At 45.3% G+C, this 23,896-nt stretch carries 28 protein-coding genes and 1 other RNA gene; 20 read left to right on the plus strand and 9 right to left on the minus strand.

All coding sequences use genetic code 11. From position 1 onward, the window contains the following. Positions 1 to 80: 80 nt before the first annotated feature. The 7 genes from A9E74_RS11270 (at position 81) to A9E74_RS11300 (ending at position 5,571) form a co-directional block, all read left to right on the plus strand. Positions 81 to 1,709 (plus strand): nitrite/sulfite reductase, encoded by a 1,629-nt coding sequence (locus A9E74_RS11270; RefSeq protein WP_245652152.1) that lies wholly within the window; start codon positions 81 to 83, stop codon positions 1,707 to 1,709. Continuing rightward, positions 1,693 to 2,175, plus strand: a complete 483-nt coding sequence (locus tag A9E74_RS11275) for a DUF934 domain-containing protein (protein WP_069296721.1) — start codon at positions 1,693 to 1,695, stop codon at positions 2,173 to 2,175. Before A9E74_RS11270 ends, A9E74_RS11275 begins: the two co-directional genes overlap by 17 nt. 12 nt (positions 2,176 to 2,187) lie before the next feature. After that, complete coding sequence (locus tag A9E74_RS11280) at positions 2,188 to 3,063, plus strand: symmetrical bis(5'-nucleosyl)-tetraphosphatase (protein ID WP_069296722.1); 876 nt, start codon at positions 2,188 to 2,190, stop codon at positions 3,061 to 3,063. Positions 3,064 to 3,132: 69 nt separating this feature from the next. After that, positions 3,133 to 3,615, plus strand: a complete 483-nt coding sequence (ribH, locus tag A9E74_RS11285) for a 6,7-dimethyl-8-ribityllumazine synthase (protein WP_069296723.1) — start codon at positions 3,133 to 3,135, stop codon at positions 3,613 to 3,615. Further along, positions 3,616 to 4,077 carry a transcription antitermination factor NusB gene (gene nusB / locus A9E74_RS11290; protein ID WP_069296724.1) on the plus strand — a complete coding sequence of 154 codons (462 nt, stop codon included), beginning with the start codon at positions 3,616 to 3,618 and terminating at the stop codon, positions 4,075 to 4,077. A gap of 47 nt (positions 4,078 to 4,124) precedes the next feature. Beyond that, a complete protein-coding gene (gene thiL, locus A9E74_RS11295; protein ID WP_069296725.1) occupies positions 4,125 to 5,099 on the plus strand; it encodes a thiamine-phosphate kinase in 975 nt (324 codons plus the stop codon). Further along, positions 5,083 to 5,571 carry a phosphatidylglycerophosphatase A family protein gene (locus A9E74_RS11300; protein WP_069296726.1) on the plus strand — a complete coding sequence of 163 codons (489 nt, stop codon included), beginning with the start codon at positions 5,083 to 5,085 and terminating at the stop codon, positions 5,569 to 5,571. The genes thiL and A9E74_RS11300 overlap by 17 nt, the downstream gene beginning before the upstream one ends. Positions 5,572 to 5,606: 35 nt before the next feature. Here A9E74_RS11300 and A9E74_RS11305 read toward each other — a convergent pair whose 3' ends face one another. From A9E74_RS11305 to moaB, 5 genes are read right to left on the minus strand one after another with little or no spacing between them, the layout of a single operon-like run. Beyond that, on the minus strand, positions 5,607 to 6,542 hold the full coding sequence (locus A9E74_RS11305; protein WP_069296727.1) for a carbohydrate kinase family protein: 936 nt from the start codon (positions 6,540 to 6,542) through the stop codon (positions 5,607 to 5,609). Between the two features lie 2 nt (positions 6,543 to 6,544). After that, the gene (gene rnd / locus A9E74_RS11310; RefSeq protein ID WP_069296728.1) at positions 6,545 to 7,693 is read right to left on the minus strand and encodes a ribonuclease D; all 1,149 of its coding nucleotides are present in this window, start codon (positions 7,691 to 7,693) and stop codon (positions 6,545 to 6,547) included. Positions 7,694 to 7,730: 37 nt separating this feature from the next. Continuing rightward, complete coding sequence (locus A9E74_RS11315; protein ID WP_069296729.1) at positions 7,731 to 8,621, minus strand: alpha/beta fold hydrolase; 891 nt, start codon at positions 8,619 to 8,621, stop codon at positions 7,731 to 7,733. A 54-nt stretch (positions 8,622 to 8,675) separates the two neighbouring features. After that, positions 8,676 to 8,927: a glutaredoxin family protein gene (locus A9E74_RS11320; protein ID WP_069296730.1), complete on the minus strand. Its 252-nt coding sequence runs from the start codon at positions 8,925 to 8,927 to the stop codon at positions 8,676 to 8,678. Next, entirely contained in the window at positions 8,924 to 9,439 is a 516-nt protein-coding gene (gene moaB / locus A9E74_RS11325; protein ID WP_069296731.1) for a molybdenum cofactor biosynthesis protein B, read from the minus strand. Before moaB ends, A9E74_RS11320 begins: the two co-directional genes overlap by 4 nt. A 95-nt stretch (positions 9,440 to 9,534) precedes the next feature. Here moaB and A9E74_RS11330 point away from each other — a divergent pair, with 95 nt between their 5' ends. The 9 genes from A9E74_RS11330 (at position 9,535) to radA (ending at position 17,202) form a co-directional block, all read left to right on the plus strand. Beyond that, positions 9,535 to 10,215 (plus strand): YiaD family glycine zipper/OmpA-like lipoprotein, encoded by a 681-nt coding sequence (locus tag A9E74_RS11330; protein ID WP_084003062.1) that lies wholly within the window; start codon positions 9,535 to 9,537, stop codon positions 10,213 to 10,215. A gap of 37 nt (positions 10,216 to 10,252) precedes the next feature. Then, the gene (gene rlmB, locus A9E74_RS11335; RefSeq protein ID WP_084003063.1) at positions 10,253 to 10,981 is read left to right on the plus strand and encodes a 23S rRNA (guanosine(2251)-2'-O)-methyltransferase RlmB; all 729 of its coding nucleotides are present in this window, start codon (positions 10,253 to 10,255) and stop codon (positions 10,979 to 10,981) included. Positions 10,982 to 11,085: 104 nt separating this feature from the next. Beyond that, positions 11,086 to 11,430: a 30S ribosomal protein S6 gene (rpsF, locus tag A9E74_RS11340; RefSeq protein WP_069296734.1), complete on the plus strand. Its 345-nt coding sequence runs from the start codon at positions 11,086 to 11,088 to the stop codon at positions 11,428 to 11,430. Between the two features lie 15 nt (positions 11,431 to 11,445). Next, positions 11,446 to 11,673: a 30S ribosomal protein S18 gene (rpsR, locus tag A9E74_RS11345; RefSeq protein WP_014706206.1), complete on the plus strand. Its 228-nt coding sequence runs from the start codon at positions 11,446 to 11,448 to the stop codon at positions 11,671 to 11,673. Between the two features lie 39 nt (positions 11,674 to 11,712). After that, positions 11,713 to 12,621 (plus strand): YybS family protein, encoded by a 909-nt coding sequence (locus A9E74_RS11350; RefSeq protein ID WP_069296735.1) that lies wholly within the window; start codon positions 11,713 to 11,715, stop codon positions 12,619 to 12,621. 48 nt (positions 12,622 to 12,669) lie between these two features. Next, positions 12,670 to 13,218 carry a 50S ribosomal protein L9 gene (gene rplI / locus A9E74_RS11355; protein WP_069296736.1) on the plus strand — a complete coding sequence of 183 codons (549 nt, stop codon included), beginning with the start codon at positions 12,670 to 12,672 and terminating at the stop codon, positions 13,216 to 13,218. Between the two features lie 102 nt (positions 13,219 to 13,320). Continuing rightward, a complete protein-coding gene (dnaB, locus tag A9E74_RS11360; protein ID WP_069296737.1) occupies positions 13,321 to 14,736 on the plus strand; it encodes a replicative DNA helicase in 1,416 nt (471 codons plus the stop codon). Then, positions 14,733 to 15,821 carry an alanine racemase gene (alr, locus tag A9E74_RS11365; RefSeq protein ID WP_069296738.1) on the plus strand — a complete coding sequence of 363 codons (1,089 nt, stop codon included), beginning with the start codon at positions 14,733 to 14,735 and terminating at the stop codon, positions 15,819 to 15,821. Before dnaB ends, alr begins: the two co-directional genes overlap by 4 nt. Then, positions 15,814 to 17,202 carry a DNA repair protein RadA gene (gene radA, locus A9E74_RS11370; RefSeq protein ID WP_069296739.1) on the plus strand — a complete coding sequence of 463 codons (1,389 nt, stop codon included), beginning with the start codon at positions 15,814 to 15,816 and terminating at the stop codon, positions 17,200 to 17,202. The genes alr and radA overlap by 8 nt, the downstream gene beginning before the upstream one ends. A gap of 10 nt (positions 17,203 to 17,212) precedes the next feature. On the opposite strand, the gene A9E74_RS11375 is transcribed toward radA, so the two are convergent. After that, positions 17,213 to 17,590: a PilZ domain-containing protein gene (locus A9E74_RS11375; protein ID WP_069296740.1), complete on the minus strand. Its 378-nt coding sequence runs from the start codon at positions 17,588 to 17,590 to the stop codon at positions 17,213 to 17,215. A 62-nt stretch (positions 17,591 to 17,652) separates the two neighbouring features. On the opposite strand from A9E74_RS11375, the gene hemJ reads away from it, so the two are divergent. Next, the gene (gene hemJ, locus A9E74_RS11380) at positions 17,653 to 18,078 is read left to right on the plus strand and encodes a protoporphyrinogen oxidase HemJ (RefSeq protein ID WP_069296741.1); all 426 of its coding nucleotides are present in this window, start codon (positions 17,653 to 17,655) and stop codon (positions 18,076 to 18,078) included. A 43-nt stretch (positions 18,079 to 18,121) separates the two neighbouring features. On the opposite strand, the gene A9E74_RS11385 is transcribed toward hemJ, so the two are convergent. The 3 genes from A9E74_RS11385 to A9E74_RS11395 are packed head-to-tail and all read right to left on the minus strand — an operon-like array spanning position 18,122 to position 20,861. Further along, positions 18,122 to 18,697: a BON domain-containing protein gene (locus tag A9E74_RS11385; protein WP_069296742.1), complete on the minus strand. Its 576-nt coding sequence runs from the start codon at positions 18,695 to 18,697 to the stop codon at positions 18,122 to 18,124. Between the two features lie 41 nt (positions 18,698 to 18,738). Further along, positions 18,739 to 19,095: a YraN family protein gene (locus A9E74_RS11390; protein ID WP_069296743.1), complete on the minus strand. Its 357-nt coding sequence runs from the start codon at positions 19,093 to 19,095 to the stop codon at positions 18,739 to 18,741. A 5-nt stretch (positions 19,096 to 19,100) separates the two neighbouring features. After that, positions 19,101 to 20,861: a penicillin-binding protein activator gene (locus A9E74_RS11395; RefSeq protein ID WP_245652153.1), complete on the minus strand. Its 1,761-nt coding sequence runs from the start codon at positions 20,859 to 20,861 to the stop codon at positions 19,101 to 19,103. 191 nt (positions 20,862 to 21,052) lie between these two features. Between A9E74_RS11395 and rsmI the strand changes: the two genes are divergently transcribed. From rsmI to A9E74_RS11410, 3 genes are all read left to right on the plus strand, one after another. Continuing rightward, complete coding sequence (gene rsmI, locus A9E74_RS11400; protein WP_069296745.1) at positions 21,053 to 21,898, plus strand: 16S rRNA (cytidine(1402)-2'-O)-methyltransferase; 846 nt, start codon at positions 21,053 to 21,055, stop codon at positions 21,896 to 21,898. Positions 21,899 to 21,922: 24 nt separating this feature from the next. Further along, positions 21,923 to 22,289, plus strand: an RNA gene (rnpB, locus tag A9E74_RS11405) — RNase P RNA component class A. 56 nt (positions 22,290 to 22,345) lie between these two features. Beyond that, the gene (locus A9E74_RS11410) at positions 22,346 to 23,638 is read left to right on the plus strand and encodes a tyrosine-type recombinase/integrase (protein ID WP_218104313.1); all 1,293 of its coding nucleotides are present in this window, start codon (positions 22,346 to 22,348) and stop codon (positions 23,636 to 23,638) included. The last annotated feature ends 258 nt before the right edge of the window (positions 23,639 to 23,896 follow it).

Genomic DNA, 23,896 nt, shown 5'->3' on the forward strand with positions numbered 1-23,896 from the left:
CAGCAACGTTTATAATAGGCGGTTCCATTGAAACCGTTTAGAGACCATAAATGTATCAATACGATAAGTATGATCAGACGATGATAGATCAGCGAGTAGCACAATTTCGCGATCAAACCCGTCGTTTCCTTGCCGGCGAATTGACTGAAGAGCAATTTCGTCCGCTACGCCTTATGAATGGTTTATACATTCAGATTCATGCACCGATGTTACGGATAGCAGTGCCTTACGGCATGATGTCATCCCGCCAAGTTCGCAAAATTGCGGAAGTAGCACGTCGCTACGATAAGGGCTTTGTGCATTTCACCACACGGCAGAATTTCCAAATGAACTGGCCGAAACTGGAAGATGTACCGGATATTCTGGCAGACCTTGCCAGTGTGCAAATGCATGGTATTCAAAGCAGTGGTAATTGCATACGTAACACCACCTCGGACCAACTTGCCGGCGTCAATGCCAATGAAATCGAAGATCCACGTCCATGGGCCGAGATTATTCGCCAGTGGTCAACTTTCCATCCGGAGTTTGCTTACCTCCCACGCAAATTTAAAATTGCTGTTGTTGGATCACATGAAGATCGCGCGGCAACCAAGTTGCATGATATCGGTTTGCATCTTGTGAAAAATCACGAAGGTGAAGTGGGCTTTGAAGTTTTGGTAGGCGGTGGTTTAGGCCGTACGCCGATTATTGGCGAACAGATTCGTCCTTTCCTGGAAAAACAGGATCTGTTGTCTTATCTCGAAGCCATCGTACGTGTCTATAATCGCCTTGGTCGTCGTGACAATAAATATAAAGCGCGCATCAAAATCACCGTTCGGGAACATGGCATCAACCATATCCGTGAATTGGTTGAAGCCGAATGGGTGCATATTCGCGACCAGCTGAAACTGGATGCAAAAGAAATTGAACGGGTAAAACAATATTTCACTGAGCCGGCTTATGAGTTGGACGCGGCGGATTCTGATAGTAGTTATGCAGATCTGTTAGCGCAAGACAAAGACTTCGCTTTGTGGGTTAAACAAAATACTGCAGATCATAAAATTCCAGGCTATCGCGCTGTTTATGTTTCATTGAAAAAACCAGGCCAAGCCCCAGGAGATATTACTTCTGAGCAATTGGAAGTGGTAGCCGATTTGGCAGATGAATTCAGTTTTGGTGAGGTGCGTTCCACGCACACACAAAATCTTGTTTATACCGATGTAAAACAAGCGGATTTATATGCATTGTGGTTGCGTTTGAATGCAGAAGATCTGGCTACACCGAACATCAATACACTGACAGATATTATCTGCTGTCCGGGACTGGATTACTGTGGTCTGGCCAATGCGACTTCTATTCCTTTATCCAAAGGAATCGCACAACGTTTTGATGATCTGGACTATTTACACGATCTGGGTGATATCAAAATCAAGTTCTCCGGCTGCATGAATGGTTGCGCGCATCAAAGCGTGGGCCATATTGGTATTCTGGGTGTCGATAAGAAAGGGGAAGAGTGGTATCAGTTCACCTTGGGCGGAAGTTCAGAGGCTGATGCATCACTAGGCGAACGTCTGGGCCGAGCCATCCCCAAAGATGAAGTGGTCGATACCGTAGCGCATTTACTGGATGCCTATATCGAATTGCGACATGACGATGAAAGTTTCCTCGCGACTGTTCGCCGAGTTGGCGTTGATCCCTTCAAGGAGCGTGTTTATGCAGAAGATCATTAAAGATCGCGAGATCGTTGACGACAACTGGCAGCATCTTGACGATGAAGCCGCTCTGGTTGCCGGCAATATCACGGTTTCGATAACACGTTGGCAAGAACAACACGAAACATTAAGCCGTCATGAAGGTGGTTTGGGAATTCGACTTTCAGGGGATGATCCCTTGGAAGAAATCGTTCCTGATTTAGACCGCTTTCAACTCGTCGTCTTACTATTTCCAGTATTTACTGACGGACGTTGTTATTCCTACGCACGTTTATTGCGTGATCGCTACCACTTTAAAGGTGAAATTCGCGCGCAGGGTGATGTGTTATACGACCAGTTGTTTTATATGTCGCAATGCGGCATTAACAGTTTTGAACTGGCTAATCCAAATCGTTTGGTGCAAGCGCTAGCAGCATTTGATGCTTTCAGTGAAAGTTATCAGGCCACAGTATTAAGGCCTGAACCTTTGTATCGTCGCCGTTAATTCGCTAAGACGATGGCTGTTTATGCAATCGGTGATGTTCAGGGATGCTTTGATGAACTGATCAAATTACTTGAAGCCCTCAGATTTGATCCTCAGCAGGATCAAATCTGGTTGGCTGGTGATTTGGTGAACCGTGGACCCAAATCGTTAGACACTTTGCGTTTTGTGCGGGATTTGGGTGAACAGGCAGCAAAAGTAGTTTTAGGCAACCACGATTTGCACATGCTGGCGCATGCAGCTGGAAATAATGAGTTCAGTCATCGACTGGATACGATCGAACCGGTCTTAACTGCAACTGATAGTGAAGAATTGATTCACTGGTTACGTCATCAACCGTTGTTTTATCACGACAAACAATTACAGTTTTCTATGGTGCATGCAGGTCTACCGCCAGAGTGGAGTATTGAGGAAGCATTGCTCCGTGCTGCGGAAGTAGAATCAGTTTTGCAATCCGACAACTGGCGTGAATTTTTTAAACATATGTACGGTAACAAACCCAAACGCTGGTCTGTTGATTTAACCGGCTGGGACAGATTACGCTTTATCACCAATTGTTTTACCCGACTGCGTTATTGTCACGAAGACGGTAGTCTGGCGCTTAAATTTAAAGGCGCGCCGAAGGACAAACCGGCTGAACAAAAACCCTGGTTTATGATGCCAAATCGCGCCAGCGCAAACGACAGGATTGTATTCGGACATTGGTCACAACTGGGTACCGGACAATATGACAATGTTTTTTCGCTGGATAGTGGCGCGGTGTGGGGCGAACAATTAACCGCTGTACGCATTGATCAATCACCTTATCAATGGACCGTGGTTGAAGCTGATGCCGATGCCTTACCGCATGCACGAAATAAAACAGCAGCCGAAAAGCAACGCTGGCTATAACTGACTGTTAGGCATTCATTTTTAAACACAGTACAATATCTTTTTTCTCTCTTTGGACATTTCTGAAATATGAGCAATATCAAAACCTTTTCAGGTGACTTTTCCGCAAAAGGCATGCGAGTGGGTATCGTTGCTGGCCGTTTCAATGACTTTATCGTTGATAATCTGATTGCTGGCGCAGTAGATACATTATTACGTCACGGTGCTGTGGAAAAAGATATTGAAATCGCCCGCGTTCCGGGCGCAGTGGAAATTCCTCTGGCAGTACAACGTATGGGTAAAACCGGCAAATATGATGCAATTATTGCATTAGGGGCGGTTATTCGTGGTGGTACTCCGCATTTTGAATATGTTGCTGGTGAATGTTCAAAAGGTCTTGGCCAACTCACATTGCAACTCGATATACCAATCGCTTTTGGTGTATTGACGGTCGATACTATTGAGCAGGCGATTGAGCGAGCTGGCACCAAAGCCGGTAATAAAGGCGCTGAAGCGGCGATGGGCACTATTGAAATGGTCAATGTGTTACGTCAAATCGGAGCTGCCAAGTAAATGGCTGGTGGATTACCCCGGACTCAAGCGCGACGTGCTGCTGTGCAAGCGCTTTATCAATCATTGGTTAACAATCAGGCTCCTGAAAAAGAAACCATGGATTTTGTCATGGCAGAATATGCCAATAAAATCGACAAAAATTATTTCCAACTGCTGGTCGAAGGCGTGACCAAAGACATCGATACCATTGATGCTGAACTGGCTCATGCGATAGATAGAAGTTTATCGGCCATTGATCCGGTTGAAGTTTCAGTGCTGCGGCTAGCTGTTTTTGAATATATGCATCGCCCGGATATTCCGTATCGCGTAGTGTTGAATGAAGCCGTTGAACTTGCCAAATCATTTGGTGGCGAACAAGGCCATAAATATGTCAACGGCGTGTTGGATAAGATCGGCGCGCGTTTACGTCAGGTCGAATATCAAGCCGCTAAAGCCGCACGCGCTCAGAAAAAAGCGAATTGATTATTAGCCCCGAAAAGATGAAATCATCCAGACGGGGCTTTTTTTGAATGAAAAAATCTCCTGAGTTTTCTCTAATTCAACAGTATTTCCACGCTTTAACGGCTAACCGTGAAGATGTGATTGTTGGAATTGGTGATGACTGTGCCGTTTTAAACAATCCGCAAGATTTTTATACCGCGATTTCTATTGATACCTTGGTTCAGGGTATACATTTTTTCGCTGATGTTGATCCCTACCGTTTAGGCATCAAAGCTCTGGCAGTTAATCTCAGTGATTTGGCAGCGATGGGAGCTGAACCTGCCTGGTTCACCTTGGCGTTAACCTTGCCGGAAATAAATGATGAATGGCTGAAACAGTTTTCAGCCGGTTTAGCTGACATCGCTCAACAACATCGGATTCAATTGGTCGGTGGCGATACCACACGCGGCCCGTTAACCATTACTATTCAGGTGCATGGGCATTTAGCGAAAGACAATATCCTGCAGCGCAATGCTGCGCAAACTACGGATTTGATCTGTGTGACTGGTTGTTTGGGGGATGCCGCAGCAGGGCTTCAATACAAGTTAGGCCAACTTGATACTGCACCCTTAACTGATACCGATATCGAATATCTATTACAACGTCTGGAAATGCCCACTCCACGGAATCAAATAGGTCAACAACTGGTGAGTAAAGCACATGCTGCAATTGATGTTTCGGATGGCTTATTAGCGGATTTAAATCATATTCTTCATGCCAGCAATAAAGGCGCGAAGTTAAATTTATCGTCTTTACCGTTCTCTCCAGTATTGCAGAAATTGCCTTTAAAGCTTGCGACCCAACTGGCGTTAACGGGGGGCGATGATTACGAATTATGCTTTACCGCACCAGCTGAAAATGTGGCAAAACTCAAACAACAGTTTCCCAAAATGATTCGTGTGATAGGGGAAATAACGCAAGACAAAGGTATGTATTTTCAGAATGCTCAAGGCGAGTGGCAGGCATTCTCAAAGATAAAGGCAGGCTATGACCACTTCGCATAATAAAGTCACTTTTCAGGATTTGCTCAAAAGACCTGCCTGTTTACTGGCTTATGGGTTTGGTTCAGGTTTGTCACCGAAAGCACCAGGCACTATGGGGACGATTGTAGCGCTGCCAATTTATTGGTTGATTCACGATTTCGACTTGCTGAGTTATTTACTGATCACACTCATAGCATTTGTTGCCGGTATTTGGATTTGTCAGCAAGCCGTCAACTGGTTGAAACAGGATGATCCTTCCGCAGTAGTGTGGGATGAGATCGTCGGTTATCTGGTGACAATGATTGCCGCGCCAGCCGGATGGCAATGGATGTTACTGGGATTTGTATTGTTCAGATTGTTTGATATCTGGAAGCCCTGGCCGGTATCACTTGCTGATCGCAAGCTGCATGGCGGTTTTGGCATTATGTTTGATGATGTGATCGCAGGGGTATTTGCTGCAGTAATTTTGCAGCTTTGCCATTATTTGCTCTGAAACTGCCAAGTTGCAGTCTCAGAGCTAAAATGTATTTAACGTAATGGCATCCCAAAGTTTTGCTCAAACCGCTGAGCAAAAGCCTCGCTGGTGAATTGATGATTCTGCGTGCCATGTTGTTCAATTTTAATGGCACCTAATAAAGATGCAATACGCCCCGTGATTTCCCAATCCTTGCCATGCAAAATGCCATGTAATAATCCGGCACGATAAGCATCACCACAACCTGTTGGGTCAGCAACTTCCGCGGCTTTAGCACAAGGAATATCAATACGTTTTCCTTCAGTATAAATGTGCGAACCCTCAGCACCACGAGTGATAATCAATGCCTCCACAAGTTTGGCAATTTCTTCGGGCGGCAGACCGGTTCTGTCTTCAAATAGCTGTGCTTCGTAATCATTCAGAGCAATATATGTAGCTTGACGAGCAAACTGCAGCAAGTCCTCACCATTAAACATCGGTAACCCCTGGCCTGGGTCGAAGATAAATGGAATACCGGCATCAGCAAATTGCTGGGCGTGTTGAATCATGCCATCACGACCATCGGGAGCAATAATGCCCAGCTGGATATTTTGGGCCTCACTGATTTTAGTTTCATGAGCCAGGTTCATCGCACCGGGATGAAAGGCAGTGATCTGATTATCATCAATATCGGTAGTGATATAAGCCTGCGCAGTGAAATGATTCTCTTTGACGTGGACATGACGGCGGTTAATCGCAAACTTGTCCATCCAGGCGGCATAGGTACCAAAATCACTGCCAACGGTGCCCATTGGGATCGGATCATCACCCAACATTTTCATATTAAAAGCGATATTACCTGCGCAACCACCAAATTCACGACGCAACTCCGGCACCAGAAACGACACATTCAGCATGTGCACTTTGTCAGGCAGAATGTGATTTTTAAATTGATCGGGAAACACCATAATATTGTCGTAGGCAAAGGAGCCACAGATAAGTACCGACATGTTTATACCTCTTTTGTATGAATCTGTTGTGTATCAGCGGTAACCGACAGATGGCCTTCGATAAAAGCGGTCAGATGATGCCCAACGATTTGGTTACGCCAGCCTTGCAATAACGACAGTTCGGTTTCACCACGTACCAGTCTTTCAATGTCTTTACGGCTAGCCACGGCAATGGGAGTTATCGATTGGTCATCACAGAACTTACGCAGTAAAGCCATCAATGCATCAATCAGAGCTTCTTGCTGATTGCTCAGTGGTTCAGGTCTCAGCAATATCGGCCACTGTTCTGGCGGAGTTTGTTTGGCTTTACTGATGACGTCAATAATGGCACGACCACTTCGTTCAATATCCCGAGCTTCAAGTCCGCGGATTTGACTGAGTTTTTCAATTTTTTCCGGTGCAAAACGAGCTAAATCCAGCATTACCTCATCTTTGATGATCCATCGTCTCGGGCGATCTCTATCAATGGCACGTTGCTCCCGCCAGGCTGCCAATTGTTGTAATACGGCAAGTTGCACACCTTTTAATTTACCGGCACCACGAATCTTACGCCAGATAGTCTCCGGATCAGCGATGTAATTATTAGCATTGGCAAGGTCAGCAAAATCTTCTTTCAGCCATTCAGTACGACCTTGTTTTTCAAGATCGGCTGACATCTGATGGTATAACTCACGCAGATAACGCACATCATCAGCAGCGTATTCCAGCTGTTCTGCACTTAAAGGACGTTGGGTCCAATCCGCTCGCGAATGGGCTTTATCCAGGCTGACATCAAGCCGTAACTTAACCAGATTACCATAGCCGATCTGATCACCATCACCCAGAATGGTCGCGGCTAATTGGGTATCAAACAGGTTCTGTGGCAATGTATTTTTTAATAAATACAGCAATTCCAGATCTTGTCTTGCAGCATGGAAAACCAGCGTTATTTGCGGTTGATAGAGCAGATCAAGTAAAGGTGAAAGATCTTTAATAGCGATAGGATCAACACAGGCAATGACGTCATCATTGGCAATCTGGATCAGGCATAGTTGGGGATAATAGGTTTTTTCGCGCAGAAATTCTGTATCGATGGCCAGCCATTTGCTGTGCTGAATATCCTGGCAAAATTGCGATAACGCCTCATCCGAATCAATGTAAAGAACAGTCATGTTATCCAGCTAAAAAAAGCAGGCAGTATAACTGTTTTTAGAGCACATTGCGGGCATGCACCCGACTGACGATATCGTTAATGGCTTCAATAATTATTTCTGGTTGTTCATGTGGAATGGCATGGCCGCTTTGATGAGCAAACATATGCGAACTTATTGGTGACAGTCTGGATAAGTCCTGTTGCAGATTAATCCAGGTTTTTTCACGTTGTTGCTGACTGGCATCACCATACCATTCCGGTTTACCACGGCTAATGACAATTAATGGCACAACCGGTAAAGCTGAGTTTTTCTGCAGTTGCACTGAGCTTTCGTCGAGTGCTGAGATTTCAGCTCTGGCAGCATGAAAAGCTCGTTCACGCAAAATCGGTGGTTTATTGGCATGCGCCATACTATCGGTTGATTTTGGCAAAATCATGATAGTGCCGCGGCGATCGAAATTGTTGGGAAGTTTGATCTGAAACTGGTTGTATTGATCTTCATGAGAAGCATCAACCAATACCATACCAGCCACCATTTGCGGATTATTGGCGGCAAAAATACGGATGTTGTATCCACCAAATGAATGACCTACCAAAATATAAGGCGGGGCAATATCAGCCTGTTCAAGCAATATCTCCAGCTCACTGGCAATTCGGTTGCTGGTTCGTGGTGCTGGACCAAAATCACTCCAGCCGTAACCGGGGCGGTCAAACACGCAAATCCGAGAGTTATTGGAAACAGCTTGCTGAATCGGCAGCCAATCAGTCGAATCATCGCCAAGGCCTACATCGACAATAACCGTCGGACTACCGGATCCAGAACAGTGAATGTGTAACTGATAACCACCAACATCAAATCGTTTGCCGGGAATTGCTGGAAATTCAGCGGCAATCAAAGGTGTGGAGACAGACCAGAAGATTAAAAAAGGCCAGATCAACACTTTCATTTGGTGGCTCCACAAAAGATAACTTGATAGTAAAGTTAAGAGCCGTTGTTAACGTTAAAGTTCCTCTGTCACAACAGCAATTTTTTGCAGAATATTGTGTTGCTCAAACGGCCAATTCAATTCACTGTTATCGGGGAATTTCAACACCGGAATACGAATGCCATATTGTTCCACCAAGCCATCATCATCGCCAATTTCCACGATTTGCAAATTAATCTGATCAGCATTAGGTAGGCTTTTGACTTGTTCAAACGCAAGCTCGCAGAGATGGCATCCCGCTGTGGAAAATAATTGCAAAGTAATCATTTCTCTCGCAGCCTGGGAATCAGTTCAACAAAGTTACATGGCCGATGTCTTACATCAAGCTGGTGTTGCAGAATGTCATCCCAGCCCGTTTTGCAGGCACCAGAAGATCCGGGCAGACAAAAAATAAATGTACCGTTTGCCACTCCGGCAATGGCTCTTGATTGAACAGTAGAAGTACGGATAATGTCATAGGAGATTTGTCGGAAAAGTTCTCCGAAGCCGACGATCTCTTTATCGAATAAAACCTGGACAGCTTCCGGCGTACCATCACGTCCTGTCAGTCCAGTACCACCTGTAGTGATAATAACGTCAACCTGTTCATCGCAAATCCATTGAGAAATAATGGCGCGAATTTGATAAATATCATCTGCAACAATCTGTTTATCTGCCAGTTCATGCCCAGCAGCGAGCAATCGGTCTTGTAATGTTTTGCCAGAGACATCATCGACTTCAGTACGAGAATCGGAAATCGTCAGTACGGCAATTTTGACTGGAATAAAGGGGCGATCCATATCGAATGGTTCTCATTTAATTTGGTGGAAAGCAAGTATAGTCAGCATAACGCTTAGGGTCTAGAATGCAACGCAATAGTAAGGGAGTTAAAATAATGAAAAAGATTCTATTAGTCTCAGCCATTTCATCAGCGATCATTTTGTCGGGTTGTGCGGCGGATGATCCAAATATGCGGACCAAAAGAGGTGCGGCAATTGGTGCTGCTGCCGGTTCCATTATCGGATATGCCATTGATGATGGAGCAGGCGGTGTTATAGCTGGTGCTGCTGTCGGTACGTTGGCAGGAGCTGGCGTTGGTCGTTACATGGATAATCAGCAGCGTGAAATGAATGAAGCGTTGGCTCAAGAGCAAGCTCGTAATGAACTACAAATCCAGCAGTTACAAGATGAATCTTTAAAAATCGATATTTCCAACGAAGTGTCTTTCGATTTTGACAGTGCTGCCATCAAACCCGCATTTGAACCGACGTTAAACAAAGTCGCTGATGTATTGCAGCGGTATCCGAAAACTATCATTCATGTTATCGGCCATACTGACAGCAGAGGTTCAGAAAGTTACAACCAGCAGCTTTCAGAGCGCAGAGCACAATCGGTCACCAATTATTTTGCAGCACGTGGAGTGTTGAAAGAACGTTTAGTACCAATGGGCCGCGGTGAATTAGAACCACGTGCCAGTAATGAAACCGAGGCAGGGCGACAATTGAATCGTCGTGTCGAAATTATTGTTAAACCAATTGTAGAGGGACAGGAAGCTGAAGCCTACCAAACGCCGTAAAGGCACATCAGAAAGAAACCAGGCACCATCGCAAGATCTGATTTTTGGTTTGCACGCAGTACAGGCGGCTCTTGAGTCGCCTGTTTCACGTGTGGCAGAAATCTGGGTAGCCGATGAGCGCCATGATCAACGTGTGGAAATTATTTATAAATTAGCCGGTGATTTGGGTATACGTTTGCATAAAACCCAACGTCAGCAACTGGACGATATGGTTCCAGAAAACCGTCATCAAGGCTGTGTTGCACGCTGTCATCCATTAGCCATTCTGGATGAAACCGATCTGGACGTATTACTGGATAATTTACAGCAGACACCCTTTCTATTAATCCTTGATGGGGTACAAGATCCGCATAATCTCGGCGCTTGTTTGCGAACAGCGGAAGCTGCCGGAGCACATGCAGTGATTGCTCCCAAAGATCGTGCATCAGGTTTGACGCCTACCGCCATCAAGATCTCCAGTGGAGCGGCCGAACGTCTGCCATTTATTCAAGTAACTAATCTTGCGCGCGTTTTGCGAGATCTTCAGCAACGCGGTATCTGGTTGGTTGGCACATCGGGTGATAGTGAAATGAGCCTTTATCAAGCCGATCTCAAAGGACCTTTAGCGATCATCCTTGGGGCAGAAGGGCAGGGTATTCGCCGTTTGACCAGAGATCATTGCGATCAGGTAATGCATATACCGATGCAAGGTGGCGCAGAAAGTCTCAACGTATCTGTGGCTGCAGGTGTGTGTCTATTTGAGGCGGATCGTCAACGTCGCTTGTGAGTAAGTACTAAAATGAAGTAAAATCCGCGATTGCCTTTTAACAGGTAAAACTCCTTGCTTTCTGAAATTTTTCAGCAAGCTGTATAAACCGTGAGGAGCTCAAATTGAGACATTACGAAATCGTGTTTCTGGTCCACCCTGATCAGAGCGAACAAGTGCCCGGTATGATCGAGCGCTATACACAAACACTGACTACTGCTGGTGGTCAAGTTCACCGTCTGGAAGACTGGGGTCGTCGTCAATTAGCTTACCCAATCAACAAAGTTCACAAAGCACATTACGTGTTAATGAATGTTGAATGTGATGTTGAGCAGTTGAACGAAGTTACCACTGCGTTCCGTTTCAATGATGCCGTTATTCGCCACCTTGTTGTCAGCATGGACGAAGCAGTTACTGATGCTTCACCGATGATGCGCAAAGACGACGAAAAACCCGTATCACAAGCCTAATCAGGAGATATCACGATGGCACGTTTTTTCAGACGTAGAAAATTTTGTCGTTTCACTGCCGAAGGTGTGAAACAAATTGATTATAAAGACGTAAACCTGCTTAAAAATTTCGTTACTGAAACAGGCAAAATCGTTCCTAGCCGTATCACCGGTACAAAAGCTCGTTACCAGCGTCAGCTGTCAACTTGTGTAAAACGTGCACGGTTTTTGGCATTGCTGCCTTACTGTGACATGCACAAGTAATTTAGCTTCCCAGTTGTAAGGTTAAAATCAAGAAATATTATGTTGCGCGGTATAGCTGATTTTGCAATGAAAGGTCGCTGGCAAGCTGCATTTGCAGCTGCTTTGCTATCGGTTGCTGCAATGCTGTTACCACCACTCAATTATCTCGCTAGCGGGGTTATTGTGCTGGCCACCTTACGTGTGGGCCCTAAAGAAGGTCTGCGGGTAATGGCAGCAACATTAGTAGTATTCGCTGTAGTCGCCGGACTGCTTTTAGGGCAGGTCTGGATTGCTGCGGCATTATTACTAACCAGTTGGTTACCAGCTTATTTAGTGACATTGGTATTGGGATACACTCGATCGCTGGAGCGGGCACTTTTGGCTGCCGCTGGCGCGGGTATTCTGGTGGTATTGATAGCGCATATTTTCTTACCAAACCCTGCATTATGGTGGCAGGAAATGTTGACACCATTCGTTCAATTGCTGTCAGAACAATCTGGATGGCAACTGAATGCTGCTGATACTCAAAACTTTCTGGTCCAGATGGCCGGCATGATGACCGGGTTAATAGCAGCAGCAGTTAGCGTCAATATTATTCTGGGTATCTTGATCGGCCGTGCATGGCAGTCTGCGTTGTATAACGAAGGTGCTTTTGGTAGTGAATTTACTCAAATTACTTTGGGTAAAACGCTGGCAATACTGACCGCAGTGCTGATGGCTCTGTCACTGACACCGATAGCCAGTTCGCTGATGCTGTTAATTGATTGTTTGCCGGTTCTGCTGGTGCTGTTTGCAATACAAGGTATTGCGGTTGCCCACGCGATTGTTCGGGCGAAACAGAAATCGGTTGCATGGTTAGTGGTAATGTATGTGCTAATGGTATTGATGCTGCCACAAATGTTGATTTTGACTGCGACACTGGGTGTTTTGGAACAATGGTTTAATTTTCGCAAACGCGCACTAGCGTAATGCGGTTATTTTATAAGCAGTCCCTGACTGCGAATGAGGGTTAGAACGATGCAAGTAATTTTGCTGGAAAAAGTTCAAAAGCTTGGCAATTTGGGTGACGAAGTTAGCGTAAAAGCTGGCTATGGTCGTAACTATCTGGTTCCTGCTGGCAAGGCATTGCCTGCTAACAAGAACAACAGAGTTAAATTTGAAGAACGTCGTGCTGAATTAGAAGCGGCGGCGGCCAAATTACTCGTTGCTGCTCAAGAACGTGAGAAAAAACTGATTGCAGCTGGTGATGTCGATATCATGGCTAACGCCGGTGTTGAAGGTAAATTATTCGGTTCAGTTACTGCTGCAGATATCGCTGATGCGGTTAATGCTAAAGGTGCTGATGTAGACCGTAACGAAGTTCGTTTACCGACTGGTCCATTACGTCACACTGGCGAATACAACATTGATGTGCAATTGCATGCAGATGTTGTCTATAGCCTGAAAGTAAACATCACTTCAGAAGCTGAACTTGCTGCTATTGCTGCTGCAGAAGAAGCACGTAAAGCACGTGAAGCTTCACGTGAAGAAGCTGAAGCGATCGCAAAAGCACAAGAACAACAGTAAGAAAATTGAACAGCAGGGGCATGGACGATTCTATGCCCCTGCTATTTTTGTGATTCAGTGCTCCTGAATCAAATGCTTGTTTAACCAGCTTGGACATTTGCTGTGGAACAGATAACTTATCCAGAAAGCTATCAAGACAGCGCAACTCAGGCCCTGAAGGTACCACCACACTCAGTTGAAGCTGAACAATCTGTCTTAGGCGGATTAATGCTCGATAACAGTGCGTGGGAACAGGTTTCTGATCTATTGGTTGAGCAGGATTTTTACCGCCACGACCATCAGCTTATTTTCCGCGGCATCGCGGAATTAATGGAACAAGCCAATCCCGTAGACGTAATCACGCTGGCCGAATGGCATAATCAACGTGGTGAACTCGATAAAGTTGGCGAACTTGCCTATCTCGGCGCGCTTGCGCGCAACACTCCCAGTGCAGCCAATATCAAAGCGTATGCAGCGATCGTTCGCGAACGATCAATTTTGCGTCAGCTGATTCAGATTGGTAATAACATTGCCAATATGGCTTTTACGCCAGAAGGGCGAAATAGCGAAGAAATGCTCGACACTGCTGAGCGTCGCGTGTTTGAAATCGCTGAAAAAGGCGCCAAACGTGGTGGCGGTTTTATTCAGGTCAAAGATGTATTGAGTAAAGTGGTCGATAAAATCGACACACTATTTGAGCAGGATAGTGGTATTACCGGTCTCCCAACTGGTTTTATTGATTTTGATGATCAAACTTCCGGGTTACAACCCGCTGATTTAATTATTATCGCTGGCCGACCGTCGATGGGTAAAACCACTTTTGCGATGAACATTGCTGAAAATGCGGCTATCCATAGCAAACAGCCGGTAGCGGTATTCAGTATGGAGATGCCTGCCGACTCATTAGCCATGCGGATGTTGTCCTCCTTAGGCCGCATAGATCAACATCGATTAAGAACCGGCCGACTGAATGATGATGACTGGCCCAGACTGACTTCGGCCATTGCATTATTAAACGAAGCACCATTATTCATTGATGATACTGGCGGCTTAACCCCATCAGAACTTAGAGCACGAGCAAGAAGGTTAAAACGTGAACATGGTTTGAGCCTGATCATTATCGACTATCTGCAATTGATGAGCGGTAGTTCCAATGGCCGTCAGGCTGAAAATCGGACTAATGAAATTTCTGAAATCTCCCGTTCGTTAAAAGCCCTTGCCAAAGAATTGAATGTACCCGTTATCGCCTTGTCTCAGTTGAATCGTTCACTTGAACAACGTCCGAACAAGCGCCCCGTAATGTCGGATCTGCGTGAGTCCGGCGCAATTGAGCAGGATGCCGATATCATTGTATTCATCTATCGAGATGAAGTTTATAACGAAGATTCTGCAGAAAAAGGCAAAGCTGAAATCATTATCAGTAAACAACGTAATGGTCCCATCGGGACTGTCGCGCTAACCTTTCAGGGCAAATATACCCGTTTTGAAAACTTTGCTCCTGCGTATTACCAACAAGATTACGGTGATAATGACTCGTGAGCCGCTATCCGTTTGCCCGAATCAATCTGACAGCACTTCAACATAATCTGCAGCAAGTTCGCTATTACGCTCCGCACAGTAAAATAATGTCGGTGATTAAAGCCGATGCCTATGGCCATGGTGTAATTGAAATCGCCAAAGCATTAGAGCAGACCGATGCTTTTGCAGTAGCAAGATTAAAAGAAGCGTTAATCCTCAGACAACATGGTTTTAAGCAGCCGATAACCATTTTCGAAGGTGTCAGCACAATTGAAGAATGGCAGTTGGCTGCGGAATATGATTTAACACTGGTATTGCATCAGCAACAACATCTCGATTATTTATTAACAGCGAAACTCAATAAACCGTTACCGTTTATCTGGCTGATGCTGGAAACCGGTATGCATAGGCTGGGGCTTGCTGAACAGCATATCCGACAGATCATTGATCAATTTACAGGACGTACAGATCTGGTCGACGAGATTGGTTTGATGAGTCATTTTGCTAACTCTGATTTACTGAATGATACGAGAAACCAACAACAGATAATGGTTATGCAAAGACTCGCAGAAACCACGGGTTTACCTGTTTGTATGGCCAATTCAGCAGCGATTATCAGTTTGCCGCAATCGCATTATCAATGGGTAAGACCCGGCCTGATGCTGTATGGCGCTTCGCCATTTGCTTATAAAACAGGCGCTCAACTGGGATTGAAGCCGGTGATGCAACTGGTCTCGAAACTGATTGCTACTCAACAGTTAAAAGCTGGAGATGAAGTGGGTTATGGTGGCCAGTGGACTGCAGACCAATCAATGCGTATGGGCGTGGTCAGCATTGGTTATGGTGACGGCTATAGTCGCCATTTATCCAATGCTGGCAAAGTCATTATTCGTGGTAAAGAAGTACCGGTTATCGGTCGAGTTTCCATGGACACAGTATGTGTGAATCTGGATGCCTGCCCACAAGCACAATTGGAGGATGAGGTGGTTATTTGGGGCACCGATGCCTTGGCGGTTGAATGGTTAGCCGAAAAAGCAGGAACCATCCCCTACGAATTATTATGCTGTGTGACACCACGAGTGAACAGGGAGTATCTACATGGCTAAAGCAAAACGGGTTTATGTATGCCGCGAGTGTGGTGCTCAGACACCGCAATGGGCTGGTCGTTGTACGGACTGCGGTGCCTGGAACAGTCTTGAAGAATCGGTGCAAAGCAGTGTTAAACCCTCCGCCACAATGAACAAACACACTGGTTATGCCGGCCAGCAACAAAACACAGTTCAAGCATTAAAAACTATTACCTCCGAACAAGCTGTTCGCTGGTCAACCGGATTGCCGGAATTGGACCGCGTGCTTGGTGGAGGACTGGTTACTGGTTCTGTGGTGTTGATAGGCGGTGATCCCGGTATTGGTAAGTCGACTTTACTGTTGCAAGCCATGGCAAGTATGGCGGAATTAAGTGGTATTAATCCGTTGTATATCAGTGGTGAAGAATCCCTGCAGCAAATCCGTCTGCGTGCTGAGCGTTTGCAATTGCACGAAACGCCGGTGGATTTGCTGGCAGAAACCCATGCTGAACAGATGATGGCGATTGCCCAGCAACGCCAGCCACAGGTAATGGTCATCGATTCGATTCAAACGGTATTTACCGAGTTATTACAATCGGCTCCCGGCACCGTGGCACAAGTAAGGGAAAGTGCTGCGCAATTAGTTCGCTTTGCCAAATCAAGTGGTATTACCATGATTCTGGTCGGCCATGTCACCAAGCAAGGTGCATTGGCAGGACCACGTGTTCTGGAACATATGGTCGATACCGTGTTGTATTTTGAGGGCGACAGTTCGACTCGCTTCCGTATTTTACGTGCAGTCAAAAACCGCTTTGGCGCGGTTAATGAGCTGGGCGTATTTGCCATGACTGAGCTTGGATTAAAAGAAGTCAGTAATCCTTCAGCGATATTTTTATCGAGAGGTGAACAAGCGGTTCCTGGCAGCATGATTACGGTGATTCGCGAAGGCAGTCGTCCGATGCTGGTGGAAGTGCAGGCATTGGTTGATGAAAGTCCGTTAGGTAATCCGCGACGTGTCTCGGTAGGGTTGGAACAAAACCGTCTGGCGATGTTACTGGCTATTTTGCATAGACATGGTGGTATTACCTGTCATGATCAGGATGTTTTTATTAACGTAGTGGGTGGCGTTAAACTCAGTGAGACCGGAGCCGATCTGGCTGTTTTAACAGCCGTTATTTCCAGTTTGCGCAATAAAGCTATTCCTCAGGATTGGGTGGTGTTTGGAGAGGTCGGTTTAACCGGTGAAATTCGCCCGGTTCAGGCAGGGGAAGAACGGATACGGGATGCGGGTAAACATGGTTTCAAAGTAGCGCTGGTCCCGGCTGCTAACGCCCCACGTAAACCTGTTTCAGGTTTGAAAGTAATTGCAGTACATCATTTACAACAGGCTATTGAGGCGCTTAAAGACGGCTGGCAGTGATAAAGCTTGTCTAGTTATCCGGCATGTCCAGCAGTGCGGATAATTCCCGATGCAACAAGCCTTCGTCGGCAAGGTTGAGTTCAACCAGTCTTTTCAAATGGGTAATGCTGTCGAGGTCAATCAGTTGGCAGTGAAAACCAATACTTTGTGTATCCATATGTGCAACTTCAGCCTGCATTTTGATAACAATCTGAGCCCCATCCAGCAACAGATCCACATTAAAAATATCCGCTAGCTGACCAGACCAATTGTCGGGACGCGCTATCAGTAAACCATTGAGCGAGACATCAATAACCCGACAGTTCAAGTACACATCACCATGTGGTGCAATGACATGTGCGTCGGCAGCAAAGGGAATCCGGCTGAAATATCGGCGTTCATCGGACATCGGTGATCTCCTGTTTATATAAGGCTGATACTATCACTATTTCAAATAAGGAGTCATTGCAGATGTTATGGGTAAAAGCGTTTCATTTAATGGCAGTGGTCACATGGTTTGCCGCTTTGTTTTATCTGCCAAGGTTGTTTGTCTATCACGCAATGTGTGATGACCAAGCTGGTAACGAGCGTTTTAAAATTATGGAGCGAAAATTATACCGGGGCATCATGACGCCAAGTGCTGTTATTGCCTTGATATTAGGTATTTGGCTAATGAGTTATTACCCACTGGAACAACTAAAAGCCATGTACTGGTTACATGCCAAACTAACTCTGGTGTTGTTACTGTTTGTCTATCACGGTATGTGTGGTCGCATGCTCAAACAATTTGCTGCGGATAACAATCAACGTAGTCACGTGTTTTACCGTTGGTTTAACGAAATGCCGGTATTAATTTTGATTGCCGTGATGATTCTGGCTGTAGTGAAACCTTTTTAAAAAAAAGCCCCTGCGAGAGGGGCTTTCGATTGGGCTTAGATAATTAATCTATATATTCAAAAATTTTCACTACTCGTAAAACGCCTTTGGTTGAACGAGTAACCGCGACAGCTTTATCTGCTTCAGGGCGAGTAACTTTACCCATCAAATAGACCGTTCCACGTTCGGTCACGACTTTTATAAATAAGGGATCAACATTTTCATCCTTAGTCATCTTGGCTTTCACCTTGGTGGTGATCCAGCTATCACTGCTGCGTGATGTTAATGCGCTTGGGCCTGAAATAGCTAATTCGTTAAATACTTTACGAACTTTCGGAATATCTCTAACCAAATTTTCGGCTTTTTGTTTAAGCGCTTCATTAGGCGTCTCGCCAGACAACAAGACAAATCCATTATAACTCGTTACATTAATGTTGCTTTGGCTGTGAATATCTTTGTCCTGAAAAATGGCATATTTGGCTTTTGCTTCGATAGATTGATCGTCTAAAACTGCTCCAGCTGTTCGGCGGTCATAAGCTACCGCTGCAGTGGTTGCAGCACCGCCGACCACGACAGCGGCGCAGGCTTGCAGCAGCATAATCGGTATCAGTAACATAAAAACCAGTCTAATTTGGTACATGGATTTGTTCCTCGTTGAATGTGTGCAGATAAAACTGTGACTTAGTTTAGTTGAAAAGCATCCCGAATCCACACAATTTTATCTGCTGTGCCGGCAGTGATAGCGATGACATCAAAGCGACAATTGTGGGACCATCCGGATTGCATTAAATAGTGTTGGGCTGTGGTGATGATACGTGATTGTTTAAAACTTGTAATACTTTCCAGCGCGCCACCATGTGAGTCATTTCGTCGATACCGAACTTCAACAAAAACCAGTGTTTGTCCATCCTGCATGATCACGTCAATTTCACCACGACGACAGTGAAAATTACGCTGAATCAGCTTTAAACCTTGGCGTTGTAAATAATCACATGCCAATTGCTCCGCCTGTTTACCAGACTGGAGATGTTCTGCCATTCGCTTTAATCTCTTTGCAGCGGTTCAATCAAGCCGTTACGGATAGTGGCGATTGGCATCAAACGTTCAATCTGACCTTGCTCATTAATCGTCAGTTCTCCAGTTGCTCCCTGATATTTTTCATCTTCAGAGCTACTCATGGCTGTCAGGAAAGGAATCATACGATAGGCATCAACACCTAACGCAGCCAAACGCATAAATGAACCTACATCACCACTGGCTTGGCGGCGAACGGCTGCATAGGCAGGATCCTGTTCCGACTGTTCTGTAAACATCCACGGGATATCGGTAAAAATCAAACCATTCAGATCAATATCCTGCTGAGCATTTGCCTCACCACCATATGCATGAGAGGTAGCAAGAATAGGTAATTGTCCAGAACGATGGAAACGTAATTGCGTGACTAACTGACGGGCTTTTAATGGTCTGCCCACCATAAACAGAAAGTCCACATCCTGACGTCTGCGAGGCTCAAACTCCAACGATTGTCCCAACGTACGGCGCAGGTTCTGATAACGCTGATTACTGCTATCCACACCTAAAATTGGCGTCAAAATATGCGAATAGTCATTTTCTGCTTCATCATATTTTGCCCGGGTCACCAGTTGTCCACCTGACGCCTGCCATTCATCTGAAAATGCAGCGACCACACGGTCACCCCATTCACTACGAGGACTTAATACGATTGCCCGTTTATAGCCCAGTTTTTTGGCGTAATCTGCTTGGCTTCGGGCATCATCTTCAGGGGCTAAAGCAAACTGGAAGAAATTAGTATTTTCGACATTTTGGCTGACACGATTAAGTGCTAACACTGGGATAGATAAAGACTCATAGGCGGCCAGTATTTCCACCGAAAGTTTATCTAGTGGTCCGATGACAATATTCGCACCATCGGCAACGGCTTTGTCGTATTGCGCGATGACATTATTTGAATCTGGTGTGTTGCCGGGACGAACATCATAAAACTGCAAGCGAACATTCGAACGAGCATTAAAATGCGCTGCGATAATTCCCTGACGGATAGCCTGTGCGGCATTTGCTGCGGGGCCAGAGTCAGGCAACAGTATGCCAATCAAATCCAATTGATCTGGAAGACGGACAGGAGCCTTAACTGTTTTTTTCAATTGATCGACATTGGCCGGATGGTTGGGATAACTAAATTCCCAATCTTCAATGGCGACTTCCATTGCTTCAGGATTATTTTCATAAGCCTTTACCGCATAGGCCAGAGCAAACCAGCCACTGTCTTCGGCAGGAGGCTGACCAGGATTATATAAATCCAATGCCTGAGGCGTCATTTTCATTAACGTCTGCCAAAGTGCGACATGATTGTTTTCACGATCAGTTTCCGGCAGCAGCTTATCAAGTTGGATATGAGCCAAAGCTTTTTCCAACCAGTTTTCAGTCAGATCGTAAGCGGTGATTCGTAATTCCAGAATACGTTTTTGCTGGGCAGCATTGGCCGAAGCAAAATCAATGTTATCCAAATGTTGTAAAGCGCTTTGACCATCGAGATTTAATACAGCAATATCGGCGCGTAATAAGTGGGCTGTTAATTGTTCACGTGAGGTTAGTTGTTGCAAATTGGTTTCAGCGAGCAAGGCTTCTGCTTCAGCAAACTCACCTAATTCATAATGCATTAATGCTGCACGATACTGAAATGCGGCTTTCAGAGCGCCCTCTGAATCAGCCGCTTTGGACAGGTAGTCTTCAGCAGCAACAGCGTAGTCGCCTTGTTTTTCAGCATCAGATATCAAGGTCGTCATATCAGGACCTGAAGGTTTCGTATCCATTGAAATTGGCTGACAGGCCGATAATGTCAGGAGGGCTAACAAGATAAGCAGGGCGGAAAATCGTTGCGTCATAAGCTACATCAAATTTAGTTCGGAGAAGGCATCATCTTACCTGTTCGCGTATATTACGACCAGAATCAATATTTCTTTTCAGGATATCAGCCGTGAACGACGCTACCGCCGCACTATATATTGTTGCCACGCCAATCGGAAATCTGGCGGATATTTCAGCGCGCGCTATTGAAGTTTTATCTTCAGTCGATTTGATTGCCGCTGAAGACACACGCCACAGCAAATATTTGTTACAGCATCATGGTATTCAAACTTCAACCATTTCACTGCACGAACATAATGAACAACAGCGCAGTGAATTATTGTTAGCTCGTATTGCTGCCGGGGAATCCATTGCCTTGATTTCAGATGCGGGCACACCATTGATAAGTGATCCGGGATTTCGTTTAGTCAACATGGCGCGTGAACAAGGTATCAAAGTGATTCCCATTCCAGGCGCCTGTGCGGTTATTACGGCATTGTCAGCATCTGGATTATCCGCCGAACGCTTTGCCTTTGAAGGTTTTTTACCACCTAAATCTACTGCACGCCGGCAAGTGTTAGAAAAACTGACAAATGAGCCACGTACTCTGATTTTCTATGAAAGCCCCAAGCGTATGGTTGCCAGTTTGCAAGATATGCTTGCAGTGTTTGGTGGCGAGCGGAAGGCGTGTCTGGCTCGCGAACTGACAAAAATGTTTGAAACCATAGTCACTTTACCATTGGCCGAGTTGGTCGAAGTTGTGATCAATGATCCAAACCATCAAAAAGGTGAGATCGTTTTACTTATTGAAGGTCAATCAACCGTAGTGGACAGTGATGAAGCAGAGCAGGCCCGTGTATTGCAGATTCTGTTACAGGAAGTACCTTTGAAGCAGGCGGCAAGTATTACGGCTTCAATTCTTGGCATCAAGAAAAACCAAGCCTATGACATGGCGTTGAAACTTCAGCAAAAATAAAGCTGCTCCGGTAAAATAGCCCACTGAGATGGCCAGACAATCGCGCTTGATGTCCGCAAGGATTCAGAGTGAGGAAAGTCCGGGCTCCATAGGGTAAGGTGCCAGGTAACACCTGGGGGACGCAAGTCCACGGCCAGTGCAACAGAGAGTAAACCGCCTGAATGTATTTTCAGGTAAGGGTGAAAGGGTGCGGTAAGAGCGCACCGCGCTTCTGGTAACAGAAGTGGCATGGTAAACCCCACCAGGAGCAAGACCAAATAGAGGAACAAATGCTTCGGCATGACATGCGGCCCGCATGGTTCCCGGGTAGGTTGCTTGAGGCAGATGGTGACATCTGTCCCAGATGAATGATTGTCCACGACAGAACCCGGCTTATCGGCCATCTCAAACTTATATTTATGGTTCTGTATCAATAGGTTACGACTCCAACCAAGGAGCCTGTGACTGATGGTACAAGAACTGGTACAAAGTGGAAACCCTTACGTTTATCTCAGACGTAAAACTTATTATTTCCGTGTTTTAATTCCGCAGCATTTGCGAGAGCTTTGTCCTTCGTTGCCACGAGAGATAAAACGCAGCCTTCGTACTGACTCCCTGACTGATGCTCTCGCGATGGTCAGTGATAAAATCCCTCTGATTCGTTTATTAAGAAGCACTGATAATGCTGATACTTTGTTGGCAATATGTCAGCGGTTATCCGACTTCAGTAAACAAGTAAGCCAATGGGTTAAGTCCAAACTGAATGGTTACGTGCAACAGCTTGAGAGTCCACCAGCATGGCCTATAAAAAAACGTAAAGTGATTTCTCTAGATCGTGCTTGGCAAGACTTCAGTGAATGGAAAAAATGGACTGACAAACAGGCCAAAGCTAATCAGCGAATGTTTGATAACCTTCGTTTGTTCCTTGGTAATAGAGATGTAAGAGATATCACCAAGCGACACCTTAAAACTGCATTGGAAGGTATCTCTCAATTACCTCAGAGAAACAAGAAACAATACAATCAGATTCCCCTTGAGAAGCTACCTGAGATCACAATACCTGATGAAGATAGGGTATCCGGCAAGTACATTAAAGAACACCTCAAACTGGCACAGAGCTTCTTTAGCAGTTATCTAAAGCATGAAGCGGATCTTATTCAAGTTTCACCAAGTGAAGGCGTAAGCTGGGACTATGAAAACAGACGTTTTGGTTGCCTAACAGATTCAGAAGTTATTGAAGCAATAGAAAAAGCGAAGTTCAAACCAGAATGGTTTAGATGGTTCTTGCTAATGGCTGCCTATTCTGGAGCTAGACGCAGTGAAATTGCAGCGCTAACAAAAGATGACATTAAGCTCTGTCCTGATACCAAGCGTTATTACTTTGTCGTCAAAGAGGGTAAGACTAAAGCGGCTAGACGTACAGTTCCGATACACAACCATCTGATTGGTAAAGGTTTATTCGAGTGGATTGACTCGAGCAACTACCGCATTTTCAATACTGCCTATGAGAATCTGAATAGAGTAACGGATTTATTCGGCTCAATCCTTGATAGAAAGGTTAATGATCACGGGGAACGCCTCGTGTTTCACTCATTGAGGCATACCTTCATAACTAAAGCGAGAGCTTTTGGAATAAGTAATGTTTTGGTTCAGCAAATAGTTGGGCATGAAAAAAACGGAGCTGGGCAAACCGATCGTTATACTCATACCTTCCAAATTAAGGATGTTTTAAAGGTAGTTGACTGCATTCAATATTGTTAAAAGAAGTTGAGAAGGTGAGTGATCTTCTAATCTCCTCTTTGAGGGGGCCCTTAAGATGGATGAAATTTTCTAAGTATGGTGAGAATGCAATAGGTTCGCTTTCAGCCACTTGAATGCTAGTTTCAATATGGTAATTCGTGCTGCCCTGTTTATTTTTAAATATGGCCGTTACAACTCTCAATACGATTGTAGTGTTCTTTAACAATTTGGAAAGCTGACCAGAGGGCTGTAAAGTCAAATAAACAAAGTACCCATGAC

This window comes from Methylophaga muralis (genome assembly GCF_001720165.1).
Taxonomy (GTDB): domain Bacteria; phylum Pseudomonadota; class Gammaproteobacteria; order Nitrosococcales; family Methylophagaceae; genus Methylophaga; species Methylophaga muralis.